At 57.8% G+C, this 15,236-nt stretch carries 11 protein-coding genes and 1 pseudogene; 8 read left to right on the top strand and 4 right to left on the bottom strand.

Translation table 11 applies throughout. The features are described from left to right. Positions 1 to 55: 55 nt before the first annotated feature. The 4 genes from mdeB to I6F35_RS26375 all read left to right on the top strand — a co-directional run bounded on the left by mdeB (position 56) and on the right by I6F35_RS26375 (position 8,127). Positions 56 to 2,737 carry an alpha-ketoglutarate dehydrogenase gene (gene mdeB, locus I6F35_RS26390; protein ID WP_225120676.1) on the top strand — a complete coding sequence of 894 codons (2,682 nt, stop codon included), beginning with the start codon at positions 56 to 58 and terminating at the stop codon, positions 2,735 to 2,737. 19 nt (positions 2,738 to 2,756) lie between these two features. Beyond that, positions 2,757 to 4,043: a 2-oxo acid dehydrogenase subunit E2 gene (locus I6F35_RS26385; protein ID WP_225120587.1), complete on the top strand. Its 1,287-nt coding sequence runs from the start codon at positions 2,757 to 2,759 to the stop codon at positions 4,041 to 4,043. Positions 4,044 to 4,050: 7 nt separating this feature from the next. Beyond that, positions 4,051 to 5,781, top strand: coding sequence for a dihydrolipoyl dehydrogenase (gene lpdA / locus I6F35_RS26380; RefSeq protein ID WP_225120586.1), 1,731 nt, complete (start codon positions 4,051 to 4,053; stop codon positions 5,779 to 5,781). Between the two features lie 1,479 nt (positions 5,782 to 7,260). Further along, the gene (locus I6F35_RS26375) at positions 7,261 to 8,127 is read left to right on the top strand and encodes an SMP-30/gluconolactonase/LRE family protein (RefSeq protein ID WP_225120585.1); all 867 of its coding nucleotides are present in this window, start codon (positions 7,261 to 7,263) and stop codon (positions 8,125 to 8,127) included. A gap of 165 nt (positions 8,128 to 8,292) precedes the next feature. Here I6F35_RS26375 and I6F35_RS26370 read toward each other — a convergent pair whose 3' ends face one another. Next, positions 8,293 to 8,451 (bottom strand): hypothetical protein, encoded by a 159-nt coding sequence (locus tag I6F35_RS26370; protein ID WP_225120584.1) that lies wholly within the window; start codon positions 8,449 to 8,451, stop codon positions 8,293 to 8,295. A 910-nt stretch (positions 8,452 to 9,361) separates the two neighbouring features. Here I6F35_RS26370 and I6F35_RS26360 point away from each other — a divergent pair. Then, a pseudogene (locus I6F35_RS26360) lies at positions 9,362 to 9,718 on the top strand (hypothetical protein); the annotation flags it as partial. 307 nt (positions 9,719 to 10,025) lie between these two features. On the opposite strand, the gene I6F35_RS26355 reads toward I6F35_RS26360, so the two are convergent. Further along, a complete protein-coding gene (locus I6F35_RS26355) occupies positions 10,026 to 10,541 on the bottom strand; it encodes a hypothetical protein (RefSeq protein WP_225120582.1) in 516 nt (171 codons plus the stop codon). Next, positions 10,507 to 11,625 (bottom strand): metallophosphoesterase, encoded by a 1,119-nt coding sequence (locus tag I6F35_RS26350; protein ID WP_225120581.1) that lies wholly within the window; start codon positions 11,623 to 11,625, stop codon positions 10,507 to 10,509. The genes I6F35_RS26355 and I6F35_RS26350 overlap by 35 nt, the downstream gene beginning before the upstream one ends. A gap of 1,324 nt (positions 11,626 to 12,949) precedes the next feature. Between I6F35_RS26350 and I6F35_RS26345 the strand changes: the two genes are divergently transcribed. The 3 genes from I6F35_RS26345 (at position 12,950) to I6F35_RS26335 (ending at position 14,554) form a co-directional block, all read left to right on the top strand. Further along, positions 12,950 to 13,240 (top strand): hypothetical protein, encoded by a 291-nt coding sequence (locus tag I6F35_RS26345; protein WP_225120580.1) that lies wholly within the window; start codon positions 12,950 to 12,952, stop codon positions 13,238 to 13,240. A gap of 158 nt (positions 13,241 to 13,398) precedes the next feature. Beyond that, positions 13,399 to 13,692 carry a hypothetical protein gene (locus I6F35_RS26340; protein WP_225120675.1) on the top strand — a complete coding sequence of 98 codons (294 nt, stop codon included), beginning with the start codon at positions 13,399 to 13,401 and terminating at the stop codon, positions 13,690 to 13,692. Between the two features lie 181 nt (positions 13,693 to 13,873). Beyond that, a complete protein-coding gene (locus I6F35_RS26335; RefSeq protein ID WP_225120579.1) occupies positions 13,874 to 14,554 on the top strand; it encodes a ParA family protein in 681 nt (226 codons plus the stop codon). A gap of 206 nt (positions 14,555 to 14,760) precedes the next feature. Here I6F35_RS26335 and I6F35_RS40265 read toward each other — a convergent pair whose 3' ends face one another. Further along, the gene (locus I6F35_RS40265) at positions 14,761 to 14,895 is read right to left on the bottom strand and encodes a hypothetical protein (RefSeq protein ID WP_275945498.1); all 135 of its coding nucleotides are present in this window, start codon (positions 14,893 to 14,895) and stop codon (positions 14,761 to 14,763) included. Positions 14,896 to 15,236 lie beyond the last annotated feature (341 nt).

The following is a 15,236-nucleotide window of genomic DNA, read 5'->3' as shown; positions in this document are numbered from 1 at the left end:
CACGACACCCAATGCTACTAAGGAGGGAGTTCGAAGGAGTCTGACGACAGTGACCATTCGCATCGACGCGCCGATCAAGTCAGCCGGTGGACAATCGCTTGACCAAGACGAAAGCGAAACGGCCGATTGGCTTGCATCCCTCGGATCTCTCCATCGAAGCGCGGGTGCTGAACGTGTACGCTTTATTCTCTCGGCACTGGATCAGCGAGCCAAGGAGCTCGGCGTACTTTCAGATGTGCCTCCCTACTCTCCTTATCGAAATTCGATACCTCTCGAGTCGCAGCCGCCCTATCCGGGTGACATCCAGATGGAGACCCGGATCACTGCGATTATCAGGTGGAACGCCCTCGCCATGGTTGTTCGGGCCAATAGGGCCTATGGGGAGCTCGGGGGCCATGTCGCCAGCTATGCGTCGGCGGCAGAAATATTTGAGGTCGGTTTCAACCATTTCTTCCGCGCGTCAAGTCCGGAGGCGGAAGGCGACATTGTGTACTTCCAGCCGCATTCCTCGCCGGGCGTGTATGCGCGCGCGTATCTCGAAGGGCGCCTGTCAGAAGAAAACTTGAGATACTATCGTCAAGAGCTCACCGGGGCGGGCCTGTCCTCATATCCGCATCCTTGGCTCATGCCAGACTTCTGGCAGATGCCAACAGGCTCGATGGGCATCGGACCAATCAGCGCCATCTACCAGGCGCGTTTCATGAAGTATCTCGACAACAGAGGTTTGGCGCGTACCCAAGACCGCCACGTGTGGGGCGTATTCGGTGACGGAGAAATGGATGAGCCGGAGTCGATCGCCGGCCTGTCTTTGGCCGCGCGTGAGAACCTCGACAATCTGACGTTTATCGTCAATTGCAATCTTCAACGGCTCGACGGTCCAGTGCGCGGGAACGGACAGGTCATCCAAGAACTGGAGATGATCTTCCGGGGGGCAGGCTGGAATGTGATTAAGGTGCTGTGGGGATCGGAGTGGGATCAGATCTTCTCGCGCGACACAGAGCACGCATTGTTGCGCAAATTCGCTGCGACGGTTGATGGGAAGTATCAGACGCTCGGTGCCAAGGACGGAGCGTACAATCTCGCAAACTTCTTCGGTGAAGATCCGGAGGTGCGGGCTCTCGTCTCGCATATGTCCGACACTGACATCGATGCGCTGAAGCGAGGCGGCCATGATTTTCGGAAGCTATTTGCCGCCTTCGCTGCAGCAAAGGCGACCAAGGGGCGGCCGACTGTTATCCTGGCGAAGACCAAGAAAGGATATGGAATGGGAGGCGCCGGGGAGTCGCGCATGACGTCTCATCAGGCGAAAAAGCTCGACATCGATGCGCTCTATGCGTTCCGCGATCGCTTCTCTCTTCCACTGACCAACGAGCAGGTTGAACGTCTCGAGTTCTTCCGTCCCGCGAACGACAGCGCCGAGCTTCAGTATCTACGGTCGAAGCGTGAGGCACTTGGCGGCTACATGCCGACCAGAAGGCGGACGGCGGCGGCCGTTGCCGTCCCCGCCCTACAGTCCTATGCCAAGTTCGCGCTCAAGGGCGAGGGCAAAGAGGCGTCGACGACGATGGCGGTGGTTCGGCTGTTCTCGAATCTGCTTAAGGACAAAGTGCTCGGTCCCAGAATTGTGCCAATCGTTGCCGACGAGGCGCGGACGTTCGGTATGGCTAACCTGTTCAGGCAGGTGGGGATCTACTCACCGGTCGGGCAGCTCTATGAGCCGGAAGACGCGGGCTCGATGCTCTACTACAAGGAGGCGGCGGACGGTCAACTTCTCGAGGAAGGCATCACAGAGGCAGGCGCGATTTCTTCCTGGACGGCCGCTGCGACGTCTTACAGCGTCCATAACTTCGCATTGCTACCGTTCTATATCTACTATTCGATGTTCGGATTTCAGCGGATCGGCGATCTTATCTGGGCGGCCGCGGATCAGCGCGCGCGGGGCTTCCTGATCGGCGCGACCGCCGGCCGCACCACTCTCGGCGGCGAAGGACTGCAGCATCAAGACGGCTCTAGCCATGTCATCGCGGCGACGATCCCGAACTGCCGAGCATACGACCCGGCGTTTTCCTACGAAGTCGCCGTCATCCTGGACCATGGAATGCACGCCATGCTCGAAGAGGGGCGTGATGAATTCTACTATCTTACGGTGATGAACGAGAACTACGCGCAGCCGACCATGCCTGTGGATGTTCGCGACGACATCATAAAAGGTCTCTATCGCATCGTTTCGAGCGAAAATGGACCTGCGAAGGTGCGCCTCGTCGGTTCCGGCGCAATCCTTCCAGAGGCATTGGAGGCTGCAAAGATGCTGGAGAGGGATTGGCAGATCCCCTGCGAAGTATGGTCGGCCACCAGCTTCGCAGAACTGGCGCGGGAGGCTCGAGAAATTGAGCGCAAGAACCGTCTAAACCCGCTCTCCCAGCCAAAGGAGAGCCACGTTTCAAAGTGTCTCTCAGGAAGCGTGCCGGTCGTGGCGGCCTCCGACTACGTGCGTGCCTATCCGCAGCTCATAGCGTCGTATTTCGAGGCGCCGTACACCGTTCTCGGTACTGACGGCTTCGGACGGAGCGATAAGCGTTCCGCGCTAAGATCGTTCTTTGAAGTCGATCGCGCGCAGATCGCTATCGCTGCACTGACATCTCTGGCGCGGTCGGGGGCGATCGATCGCAGCCGGGTGGCCGAGGCCATCGCGCGCTATGACGTCCCGGCGGACGCAAATTCCCCCTGGTCAAGGTAACGCAGGTCAAAGCGAAATCATGGTTGATTCAATAGAAATCGTCCTGCCGGACATCGGGGACTACAAGGACGTGCCGATCGTTGAAATCAACGTTGCGGTTGGCGATGATGTCGTAATCGATACGCCATTGCTCTCGATCGAATCGGACAAAGCAACGATGGAGGTGCCGTCTCCCGCGGCTGGGAAAGTCAAGCAGTTGATGATCGAGGTCGGGAGCCTGGTATCTCAAGGATCGATATTGATGCTTCTGGAAGCAGGATCGGCACCAGGTCACTCTCCTGCTAAAGCAACAAGTGCGACACCGGCTTCATCAGCGAAGGATGCCGGTTCTGTGGCGCAGGAAGGACGCGTGCCAATCGAGTTGGGAGAAGGGCGCGAGCTAGCTGGGGTAGACGGGCGGAGAGGACAGCTAGAGGCAAGTGGAGCGCATGCATCACCGTCGGTTCGCGCATTGGCGCGAGAACTCGGCGTGTCTTTGGATCTCGTAATGCCAAGCGGAGCCAAGGGGAGGGTGCTGCGCGATGATGTTACGAGCTACGTGAAACGGGCGATGGGTTCGACCCAATTGCCACCTTCCGTGGCTCCAGTATCGCCAAAACCGGACTTTGAAAAGTTCGGTGCGATAGAAAGAGTGCCTCTCTCGAGAATCCAGCAGATCACCGGGGCAAACCTTTCACGAAACTGGAACATGATCCCGCATGTCACAAACTTCGACAAAGCTGATGTGACCGAGGCGGAGGCGTTCCGAAAGAATCTCAATGGAGAGGCAGGGGAGGCCTCGGCGAAGCTGACGATGGTGTCGATCCTGATTAAGGCTGCAGCCCTCGCGCTGAAGAAGTATCCCCGCTTCAATTCGTCCTTTGATCAAGATGCCCTAATTCTCAAGAAGTACATTCACATCGGATTTGCAGTCGACACTCCCAAGGGTTTGGTGGTTCCGGTCATCAGAGATTGCGATAAGAAGGGACTGATAGAGATCGCCTCCGAAATGCGTGCGCTCGCGGACAAGGCCGTTGGAGGTCAGTTATCCCCGGGGGACATGCAAGGAGGCTGCATCTCGGTCTCGTCGCTGGGAGGCGTCGGCGGTCATGGGTTCACGCCAATCATCAACGCTCCCGAAGTGGCGATCCTGGGAGCGGGGCGCGCTGTCACCGAGGCAGTCTGGGACGGAAGTGGATTTCAGCCGCGTCAAATGCTTCCGATAACGCTCTCGTGGGATCACCGGGTGGTCGACGGTGTCGCTGCCGCGCGGTTCTTGGGCTTCGTCGCGACTCTGCTGAACGATCTGCGGCGATACGCGTTGTGAGGCCCCCATGGAGCGCGTGATCGATATATTGGTCCCCGACATCGGAGACTTTAAGGACGTTCAGATTGTGGAGGTGCTCGTCAAAGACGGTGACATCGTTGACAAGGAGCAGGGGCTTATTGTTGTTGAATCTGACAAGGCCACGATGGAAATTCCTTCGCCGATCGCGAGTCCTATCAAGGAGGTGCTTCTGAAGGTTGGCGATAAAGTGTCGCAAGGCACCGTCATTGCCAAGGCGCAACCGATTGCGCCGAACCGGACGCCATCCGAGGCTGTACCCCAGAATGGCTCGGCCGCATCTGGCGGAGGCGAGGAACGCTTCGATCTCGCCGTGATCGGTGGTGGACCAGGTGGGTATTCTGCTGCATATCGCGCCGCGGATCTGGGTCTCAAGGTCGTGATGATCGAGCGATACCAATCGTTGGGTGGCGTATGCCTGAACGTCGGGTGTATTCCATCCAAAGCGTTGCTTCACATCGCGGCGGCCAAGGAAGAGGCCGAAAGGATCGCTGACAAGGGAGTGCGATTCGGCGCGCTGGAATTGGATCTGAATGCACTCAGATCATTCAGGGACGGAACGATAAAGAAGCTGACTGACGGGCTCGGTCAGATGGCGCGGGCGCGGGACGTTAGAATCATCAAGGGATTTGCCAGATTTGTCGCGTCGAATTGCTTGGCAATTGATCTCGATACTGGTGCGTCTCAATATGTTGAGTTCGAGAAGTGCATCATCGCCACGGGTTCCTCGGCGAATAAGTTAAGTGTGTTTCCGAAAGACGAGCGGATTGTCACGTCGACCGGAGCCCTGCAGCTAAAGACGATTCCGAAGCAAATGCTTGTCGTCGGGGCGGGCATTATCGGACTCGAGATGGCCACGATTTATAGCGCGCTTGGCGCTCAAATCGATCTCGTTGAACGATTGCCAAGTATGCTCGCCGGCGTTGATCCGGATGCTGTGAAGATATGGCAAAGCAGGAACGCTCATCGGTTCCAACATATTGATCTCAATGCGGGTGTAGTGAGCGCCACGGCAGATAGTAAGGGCGTATCGGTCGAGATTGAAGGCGCAAAGCCGGGGCGTCGAACTTACGATCTAATCCTGCAGTCCGCAGGCAGAGTGCCGAACAGCGCAAGTCTTGGCTTGGAGAAGATTGGTGTAAGATGTGACGCAAAAGGTTTCGTTGCAGTCGACAGGCAAATGCGGACGAATTTGCCTCATATTTTCGCGATCGGCGATGTCGCGGGCAACCCCATGCTCGCCCACAAGGCGGTTCACGAGGGGCATGTTGCGGCCGAAGTGGCTGCCGGGCTCAAGAGCTTCTTTGACGCGAAGATCGTCCCGAACGTTGCCTACACTGATCCCGAGGTGGCCTGGGTTGGCGTCATGGAACATGAGGCTGCCTCGTCAGGCAGGCGCGTTAGATCCGCGAAGTTTCCGTGGTCTGCCTCGGGCAGAGCGATTGCCTCGGGCGCCTCTTATGGCATGACCAAGCTGATCATCGACCAAGAGACGCACCGCATCATCGGCGGTGTGATCGTTGGCTCGCACGCTGGTGACATGATCGGAGAAATCTGTCTGGCGATCGAGATGGGCGCCGATGCAATTGATATCAGCAAGACCATTCATCCGCATCCGACGTTCGGAGAAACAATAGGCCTGGCTGCCGAAGTGTATGAAGGTGTTTGCACGGATGTGTTGCCGGGTGCGAAGAGGCCGACTAGGCGCGCGAGCCACTAGAAATCCAAAACCTGAGCCGGCACCAGTTCTCTCGCTGCCGGTCGTTCATATGGGACCCGAATATGGCGGGAGATTCTCGGAGGGACGTCAAGGTACCTTTAAGCGTTCAAGAGGAGGAATTTGCCGCGGCATGTCGAGACTTCGTTCTGGAGAGAAAACCTGATCTGGCGGCTTCCATCGTCATTGTAGACAACCAGCTCAGGATTGCGAACGATCCCCATGTTCGGGTCGCATTTGTAGAACTCGGTCTTGCCAGATTGGTGCGAGTTCTACATCTCGCAATCGAAGGCAAGGCGATTGCACTCAAAAGAGTGCCAAGGCTCCTGTTCGACCTGTCGAGCTTCAGAAGAAAGATACTCCGCGCGCTAAGTGGAGACGACCGAGGACAGCCCCTCGAGAAATAGGCGCGATTGCTTCAGCGCGCAGTTTCAAGGAATGGACGTTCATCAACGCAACGCAGACCCGGCAGTCATTCTTGGCAGGACCGTCGGCGATTGGGACCTCTGAATTGCAAAAGTGGGTACGGCGGTGCGGGCATTGCGAGATCTAAACCGCGGGATGAAATGAGCTGTTCCGGACGTGCGGAGCCTAGTGATCGGGGCCTGCCAAGTCACGCGCGCGTTCCTTATGGTGTTGTCGAAATCGTACGACGCGTCAAATGTCGGAAATAGCGCTGAGAGGTGCCGGCTTCAGCACAAAATGCTGTCTGATGTGTACGATAGTATTGCTGCTGGAGGTCGTTCGTTGGGTTTCTGCGATCGAATTCCGCATTCGGCGTTTGCGAAAGATTTCCGATCTTTCGTTTTCCTCCCTCTACTCGGCCCGGCGCGATCGCCGGGCCCTTTTCTCGGCTCCTGACGACATCTAGTGCCGCTCGAAGCCGGTTGATCAGCGTCGTATGATCTTCTTCGAGAGTTCGGTGAGCGTTCGAAATTCATCTTGAGTCAGTAGGTAGGTGATCAGATCATCGTCTGCAGTTCGACCTACGTGAATGAGAGGGAAATTGTTCGGCTGAGACCAAGAATCCTTACCTTTGAAGGGCTCCAAGGCCGGCTACCCCAGCCGTTCCGGCCGTTTTTGCGTCGACAGCGCGGCCTAGAAGATCATGGAAGGCACTGCCGCCATGCCAATGGCAGCGAGGAGTCATTCTCGAACCGCGCTAGACGGAAATTTCGTGAACACATGGCGCACCGTCACTCGTGGAAGCCAGAGGGAGCAGCGGCGGAAATGGGGCCTTGATTTGGATCGAGTGACGGATGAGTCAACCTCGGCTCGGCACGCGTAGCGAATAGGCTGACCACAAAGTCATGCTGCCTCGGTCCATGTTGCTGACCTAATTTGGCATGAACGACCGCTGTGAGAACTCGAGCTTCACTATTGCCGCCAGTCCTTCGTCGCGCGCGAGTTAAAGTACAAAGGACGGAACATCCGCCGTGACGGACTCGTTCTTTCTTCGGTGGCAAACATGAGGAGGCAACTATGAGGACACCTCAGCTCTCCGCATTAATGTTAGCTGTGCTTACCTTCAGTGCCGTCGCTGCAGAACCGAAGAAGCTGTGGGAGGCGAGCGGTTTCAAGAACCCGGAATCGGCGATCTTCGACCAAGCCAGCGGGGCAGTTTATGTTTCGAACGTCAACGGCGATGCCAGGAAAAAGGATGGCAACGGCTTCATCTCAAAGCTCGGGCCGGATGGACAGGTCATAGCCCTCGAGTGGGTCAAGGGACTCGACAGTCCGACCGGGCTGGCACTTTCCGGCGGCAAGCTGTACGCCGCAGATGTAGACCGAATTGCGGAAATCGACCTCGCCAAGGGCGAAGTCATCAACCTGTACGAGGCTCTCGGATCCAAGTTCTTGAACGATGTCGCGGCTGACAATAGGGGACGGATTTACGTCTCGGATATGGTGTCAAATAGCATTTGGGTGCTCGATGGTGGCAAGCTGTCGCTCCTGATGCAGGATGATGCGCTCGAAAACCCGAATGGGCTTCTGGCAGAGGACGGTCGGCTTGTGGTGGCGTCATGGGGCAAGATGGCCCCGGACTTCTCGACCCAAGTGCCTGGCCATATGAAGGTGGTCGATCTCGCAACCAAGAAAGTGTCTTCTCTTGGTGAGCCGAAACCGGTCGGTAATCTCGATGGCGTCGAGCCGGATGGCAAGGGTGGCTATCTTGTCACCGACTGGATGAATGGCGGGCTGTTCCACTTCACGAACAATGGCACGGCGACGCGTCTCCTTCCCCTCCAGAAGGGGAGCGCCGACCTTGGCGTGGGACCGGATGGTACCGTCATGATTCCGCTGATGATGGACGGCACTGTTGTCGCTTACAAGGTCGATACGCGCTGAGCGCTGGCAACCGACCCGATAACGGCTCAAGCGTTGTTCGGCTCAAAGCCGCAGGCGACATTCGTCTTGCTGAATTTGTTGATACGGCTCCAGCCAACTGCTCGATCTGTGCGGAAGCTTGAGGTCGCCTGACGAGGAAGCCCGTCCCAAAGACGGGCTTCTAAACTATTCCGCCGGCCAAGTGTACAACCTGATCCCGATCATAATCATCGAGCCGACCGCGACCATGATGGAGCAGATGAACGGCAGCTCTTCTAGCACGGCGGCGATTGTGGCCCGGACTTTAAAAGTTTTCTTCGCGAAACGCCAACCTGCCACACCCATCGGACATCTCCGGTTGGCCCCCAGCAGAGGCGATAGGACTCTTCAACGCAAAGCGCTCCGCGGGCTATAGCCAATTTGAGTGTAATCCTCAATCAAAGTGAAGGAACCGTTCACGCGAGCTTTGTCTGTTCTAAGCGGAAGCCGTTCAACCAGCCTTGCTGCCGGACCGCCAGCTTCCTCGCACGATGCAGGAAATCAGTGTGAGTAGCGGGTTGTGTCGGTCATTCGCGGCTTCTCGCTGCCGTCCGGATGAGTGTCGCGCGCCGATGCTGTGCAACACCGACTGATCGGTTATGTGGGCGCGCGAAGTCCGGGCGACCGCAGCCACTGGTCTATCCGCGCAGCGGTCTCGGCCTGACGAGCTCTCCGGATAAGTCGTTCACGCTGAACGCCATGCGGGGTGCCTCGCGCCTCTTTTCGCAAGCGCTGAGCTTCGTTCAATAAGCGCTGATCCAGGGATGTGGTTTGTTTGATACGGCGGCGCAGCTGCATGGCGGCTCCTCGGCACGGGGAAGGCGGGCGCGCAACTGGCGTTCTCATCACCGATAAATGCCACAAGACCGTGCGGTGATGGCTAAGGTGTAACACTGCTTAGGCCTCGCGTATGTCCACAAGTGCACACACGCGCACACGTCAAATTGGGCCATTGGCCGGATCTCTGGCCTGCAGCCTAGCGATTGTTGATGAGCTGTGAATGAAGACCTGTGTTCTTGCGGGCCTCGCTTTGAATATTCTCATTGTTCAGACACTACGGTTGAGATCAAAAACGTATAGTGGTCCACTAGGGTGCTGGCCTCTTTAACGAAGATAGTTTGTAGGCCGGACGCAGGTCCACTGGATTTGGTGGAAGAAGAAGGATGAGTGAGGCGCTGCCGTTCTGTGCTGGCCTGCCATGAACGGGAGTATGACCCCCGGGGTTGGTCCCGTAGTGCCAGCCGGCTGGCTGGTCTCAACCGCTGCTGGTGCAGCTGCGGGAGCTGCAACAGGGGGCATTATTGGTGCGCTTACCCAAGCTGGAGCTTCCAAGGAAGAAGCGTCCCAACATGCGGAGGGCGTCCGCCGGGGCGGGACGCTGGTTTCCGCGCGTGTTGCCGATGGTGACCGGATCAGAGTGGAGCAAATCCTTGACCAGTCGTCAGCCGACCTCCGGCAGAGGAGCGCAGTCTGGCAACAGTCCGGTTGGAAGGACTTCGACGCGGCCAGTCCGCCGCTTTCTTCAGACGACATCCGGCGGGAACGTGAGCTGTACCGCACCGGACGCACTTAAGCATAGTGTCCTACTTGGGTGCTGCGGCCAAGAACCGGACAAACCCGAGCTGTGAGTGCGTGAGGGACAGCTTCTGATGAAGTGGTGCGCCCGCTGCGATAACTGCCGCTGGATTTGCGAGAACCATCCGGCAAGGCCGTGGCTGGGCGGCCACGCATGCACCTGTGGTGGCGCCGGCATGCCCTGCCCCACCCTGCAACCCCAGCGACGAAGAGCCCCCGCCTGACCTGCCGGCAGGCTTCCAAGCGGATCCAGTGGAAAGGCCGTTGAAGCTTATCGACGTCCCGCCCTACGATCCGGCTCAACATCACCAAGCCGAGCGCACCATCCGGGTATCAATACTCAACTCCTTTATTCGAAACCCCGCTCCTGACTTGGATGCGTCCTCATGGAAGGTGACGCTCCAACGGCCGCTCCTCGGATTGAGCGAAACCACGTCATAGCACAGCGATGACCCTTCTGCTCCTGTCGTTGACCCACAACCGACGACCATCATTGTGTGCTGGTGGCCATTGATGGAGATACTTGCCTGCACATGATGAGGAACATGCTTATGCCCATGCAGGATTAAGGACACGCCGCGCTCAGCACACCAGGTGACGAAGCGATCCGCCTGCTCAAATCGGGTAAAGGTGTCTTCATTGCCAGTGATCCTCCTGACGAAGGGTTCATAATAGGCCAAGGCCGACGGAGGTGTTTCGCATGCAAATGGGTGATGATGAACTAAGGCAATCCGCGTGTATCGTCGAATGTCCGTCTGGTGCTCTTGCATCCATTGATCACATTCCTCATTGAACTCCGACGATCCGTAAAAGCTGATCATCAGTGACACGCCCTCTAGCGAGCGCTCCCTCCTCAACCAAGTTGAAACAAAGGAATACACACTCGAGGTCGGGGTCGACGACGATGGGTTTCCAGCCGATATCGAATGCGAACTCATAAGTTTTTCCCAGTATACCCCGCGTGCGAACATCGTGGTTTCCCGGAACGACAATCAAGCTCTTGTTGGTCATTCGCTTGACGTTCGCGCGAAAATCAAGAAATTGATCACGCAGTTCCGCACGCGGACTATTGAATAGGTCGCCCGTAACGACGACCCGATCGATATCGCGAAGCAAGCCCGCGAGGTGACCTGTCACATAACGCCGGCTCTTGTCGGACTGAGGATCGCCAAAGTGGAGGTCGCTCATGTGCAGAAATCGTTTGGTTTCGGTCATCGCTGACCGCGCACGTAATGCGGCGTCAACCGCGTCCGGCGTGGGAATGTCCAGCAGAGCGGTCCTGAAAAATGTTTTTGCTTCCGCTAGATCCAAAGCGCACGCGCCTCCACGCGTGGTCCAGAACACGACGGCGGGAGGGTCAAGGGGTGTCCGAGCCAGTTCCTGTAGGGCAAGAAAAGGGTCAAGAATGTTCATCAGACCTGCCGGGCCGTCCGGCATCAAGGCAAGTGCCCGATGCCGCGAGGATACGGCTATCTCTTGAAAGATTTCGTTCTCTTCGGGGCTGGGATAAATTGTTCCCGTGCGAACAATAAGACAATAAAGCCAATACCCGGAGAATAACGGACGAAGCGGCTCCAGGATATTCCCAACAACCGTAGGCTCGATCACTGTCGTGCGCCCAACTCCAGCGCCGATCTGTTGCAGGAAGGCGTTGTAGGATCTTTCTGCACAGAGGCGAATATCGCGGAGCCAGTCAGGATCGGATGAAATTAGCCGTCGATCGGCAGCGACGTCTCCACGCCTATATTCTGCGTTGGCAGCAAATTCCGTGCGGCCCTCATCTGTACTCAAGCTCCAGATGAATTGCTTCAGGCTTTCGGCTTCGGCACGTGGCGGCGCGACGGGCCCATCGCTGGCCAAGTACGCAACGAGGTTGGCATGATCGAGACTATAGCGCCATCCCATAGCGAACCTCCCCGGAGCTTCTACTTTTGAGATTATCTCCAGCTTTAGTACGAGGCCAGCTTGAAGGTCCGCAATGAGACCGTCAAATGAGATACGTCTGCCTGACTGCCGTTCTCGTCAGCCTAGCTTGATCCCATGCGGACATTCTCAACGACCTGCCGAGCACCCAAGCAGCTGCACCGATGCAAAGGCAGCCGAGTACAAGACCAGCGCGCGGTCCAAGTGGTTTGTCGAGCTAGTCCATGGTCTCGTCCCTCGCTCTTGATGCGAATACAAACGCACCTTACAAAAGCCATCCGAGTGAGCGCAAATTCTTCAAGTTTATCAACGTTGAAGCTGGATATCGACGGTACCCACCCAACTGTACCATTTCCCGAAATTTTCACCGTAGCCGAGAAGCTGCTGACACCGCACAGCATTTCGTGCGCCTCGACTACAAGTGTCGCTAACAAGTGTCGGGCCTAATTTCAGCAAACCAGGTGGTTACGTCACGCGCAGGCCTATTCCCGAAGACGTCCGGGACGTCGAACAGCCGCATCTGAAGGCGTCAGCGGCGCCTCCAGATCAGGCTAGAGCATTTTCGGTTCTGATTGAATCAGAACCGAAGCTCTAGATTCTTGTTTTGACGCGTTTTCTTCACGCGAACCGGTATCCACTTCGCTCGAAAACGCTCTAGACCCATCCTCGTCGAGGAGTGTTACCGCCGTAGGCCGTTTTTGCGGATACACGAGTAATAGGCATTTGCTCCCACCGAGTTCCCTTCGGCGGTAGCAGCGGGATTAGCAGAAGCCATGCCGACTTGGGCTCTTGCCGCCTCGTTGGCCTGCCTGAAGCATTCGGCGCGTATGGCCTGAGTCTTATCCATCGGTCTTGCCGTTTGTGCCGATGATGAGACTGCAAGGAAGGGAAGGGTAGCGACAGCCAACAGTGTTCGCATAGTCAGCATGGTTAGCCTCCTGGAAAACGTTGGGTTGCAGCGTAGTGCGATCTCGCTCCTATCAAGGCAGGCGGGCCTGACGACAATCCGGAAGGCCCTCAGCTCGGCTACGCTAGTGCCAAGGCCGCACGAAGGCAAGAACGGTAAGGACTACAGGTTGACGTAAATCGATGGTGCGGACCTAGCATTGTGCGCTGCGCAAAATCGTAAGCTGGTCAAAGCTGAAGGCTGGCGGGCGGCAGTACCACTCGAGTGCACCACTTATGAAGCCATTGTGACTGATGGAGGAGCCCCGCTGGCGCTTTGGCTGTGATGTTCCCTCTGCGTCGCCTTGCCAAGGCCACGACCTTCACCGACACTTCTTGGGACGTGATGGCGAGAGGAACAATGACGATCGTCGGCTCCACTTATTTCAGGTTCGGTTTGCTGTTGGCCGCGACGGTGATGGTCGCGATGTGGCCGCGATCGAGCACAGCTTACACGCCCGAGCAGCAGCAGGCTTGCTCGCCCGATGCGATGCGACTCTGCAGCGCGTTCATTCCCGACGTGGATATGATCACCGCCTGTATGATCCGCAACAAGGCGCAGCTCTCGCCGCCGTGCCGCGTTTTCTTTGGTCCTGACCCAGAGGAACGACGGGATCGCAGGGAAAGGCGCCGCGCCAGGCCTGAGAATTAAAGCGCGTCGTTGCGAACCGCGAACGAACGCAATTCTGCAGCGTGAATCGAATGAGCGCTGTTTCAAGGCCTATGCGCGCGACAGACTGACGCCTTGCCACGGTCTCGCTCGTCAACATCTTCTCGCGAGAGGAGAAATCGGTGAGCGAACATTACAGAATGGAAATAGACCGGCACTTTGCTTGGTTCGAAGGCAAGCTGCCGCCGCGGCCCGCGAAGTTCGTCGCGTGGCTGCGCAAGCCGTCGTCGCGCTATGCGCGCTTGCCGCTTGCCATTCTCCTGATGTTCGGCGGCGTTTTCAGCTTCCTGCCGGTGCTCGGGCTCTGGATGCTGCCGCTTGGACTCCTTTTGTTCGCGCAGGACGTGCCGGTGCTGCAAAAGCCGACGGCGCGGACTCTCGGGTGGGTTGAACGCAAGTGGAGCGAGCGTCAGCGCGCGAAAGACGTGCTGTGATTGGCTGAAAAGCAGACATCTTGCTTCTATTGTCGGTTGTATTGCACTGCAAGGTGTGACTCAAACAACAACATTTTCCGGCAATTTACGGCTCGCGCCCGATTGTCTGCAAATTTCCGCTTTCGCGAATCACCTCACTGATTCATTTTCGCGGCCTGGGGTCAATCTGGAGGCCAACGTAATGAACGTGATTGTTTTTGCTTCGCGTAAGGGGGGCTCGGGAAAGAGTACGCTAGCCGCCCACCTGGCTGCCCACGTAAACAAATCGACCAAGCCCTGCCTGTTGATCGACGCCGATCCGCAGGGCTCGCTGACGCTGTGGCACAAGCTGCGCGGCACCAACGAACCGCCGATCAAGGCGGCCGTCAATTCCGTCAGCGGCATCGTCGCCGCAGCCAAGCGCGACGGGATCGAGTGGGTGTTCATCGACACGCCGCCGAATCTGTCGGCCGTCGTCGATGATGCCATCAAGAACGCGACCATGGTGATCATTCCGGCGCGGCCCGGTGTGTTCGACGTCAACGCGGTGCAGGAGACGATCCAGAGCTGCCGTTCGGCGCGCAAGCCTTACGCGGTCGTGATCAACGGTGCACCGGCGCAGCGTGACGGCGTCGAAAGCCCGATCGTCACGATCGCGCGCGAGTCGCTGGCGAAATTCCGCGCACCGGTGTGGAGTGGACAGATCACCAACCGCGCCGATCTCTTGATGGCGCTGAGCCATGGTGAAGGCGCCCGCGAATATGATGCCGAGGGACGCGCGGCTGCCGAAGTCGGCCGGCTGTGGGCCGCGATCGAACGCTCGATCAAGGCGATCCGCGGCGCGGCATCGTCGAGCGGCGCGATGCACAAGCAGGCGGCCTGATCACGACAGGCCTTCCAGACTGACAAAAACGCGCGGTCCTCCGCGCGTTTTTGTTGGTGGTTGGTTGTTGGTGGCTAGCGCATGCTGTCATTCCGCGGCGCGCGCAGCGCGAGCCCGGAATCCATTTATCCGCAGACTTCGCGGCCAAATGGATTCCGGGCTCATCGCTTCGCGATGCCCCGGAATGACGGAGTGCGTGGTGGCGTTCACGCCACCATCAACATGTAAAGGATGATCACCGGCGAGAGGGTGAGGATCACCGACCAGATGCCGACGGCCCAGAGGATGTCCTCGGTGGTAAATCCTTGGTGGTCTGAAATTCGATCAAGTTCTTTGTACACGATGCGCCCCATATTCTTTGGCGGGGCGATGGATAGCTGAAGCCTTTTAAGGTTCCGCTCGCAGTTTCGCTTGAATTTGACCCCGGCTGCTACCGCGGATTAACCACGGGCGCGGCGGGCGGGTTGTTGCGCACCTCGCCCCGCTTGCGGGGAGAGGTCGAAATTCGCGTCAGCGAATGTCGGGTGAGGGGGAGTCTCCGCGCATTCCTCTGCCGAGCCCCTTGTATCTGCTCGGACATGATTTGTGCGATGGAAGCGACTTGCGCTTTGGCCGGTGGCCACCGGCCAAAGCGCGTGGCGATGTCGCCCGTTTCCCCCTCCGGCTACAACCGTGGGTGAGC

Source organism: Bradyrhizobium sp. BRP22, assembly GCF_020194175.1.
In the GTDB taxonomy this organism is placed as follows: domain Bacteria; phylum Pseudomonadota; class Alphaproteobacteria; order Rhizobiales; family Xanthobacteraceae; genus Bradyrhizobium.
This window is presented reverse-complemented; position numbering and strand designations above follow the sequence as displayed.

What these genes read in the sequence shown, in the direction of transcription:
- I6F35_RS26345 (WP_225120580.1), top strand. Translation starts at nt 12,950, where the DNA reads ATGACGATCGTCGGCTCCACTTATTTCAGGTTCGGTTTGCTGTTGGCC.
- I6F35_RS26335 (WP_225120579.1), top strand. Translation starts at nt 13,874, where the DNA reads ATGAACGTGATTGTTTTTGCTTCGCGTAAGGGGGGCTCGGGAAAGAGT.
- I6F35_RS26385 (WP_225120587.1), top strand. Translation starts at nt 2,757, where the DNA reads ATGGTTGATTCAATAGAAATCGTCCTGCCGGACATCGGGGACTACAAG.
- I6F35_RS26375 (WP_225120585.1), top strand. Translation starts at nt 7,261, where the DNA reads ATGAGGACACCTCAGCTCTCCGCATTAATGTTAGCTGTGCTTACCTTC.
- I6F35_RS26355 (WP_225120582.1), bottom strand. Translation starts at nt 10,541, where the DNA reads ATGATCAGCTTTTACGGATCGTCGGAGTTCAATGAGGAATGTGATCAA.
- I6F35_RS26340 (WP_225120675.1), top strand. Translation starts at nt 13,399, where the DNA reads ATGGAAATAGACCGGCACTTTGCTTGGTTCGAAGGCAAGCTGCCGCCG.
- I6F35_RS26370 (WP_225120584.1), bottom strand. Translation starts at nt 8,451, where the DNA reads ATGGGTGTGGCAGGTTGGCGTTTCGCGAAGAAAACTTTTAAAGTCCGG.
- I6F35_RS26350 (WP_225120581.1), bottom strand. Translation starts at nt 11,625, where the DNA reads ATGGGATGGCGCTATAGTCTCGATCATGCCAACCTCGTTGCGTACTTG.
- lpdA (WP_225120586.1), top strand. Translation starts at nt 4,051, where the DNA reads ATGGAGCGCGTGATCGATATATTGGTCCCCGACATCGGAGACTTTAAG.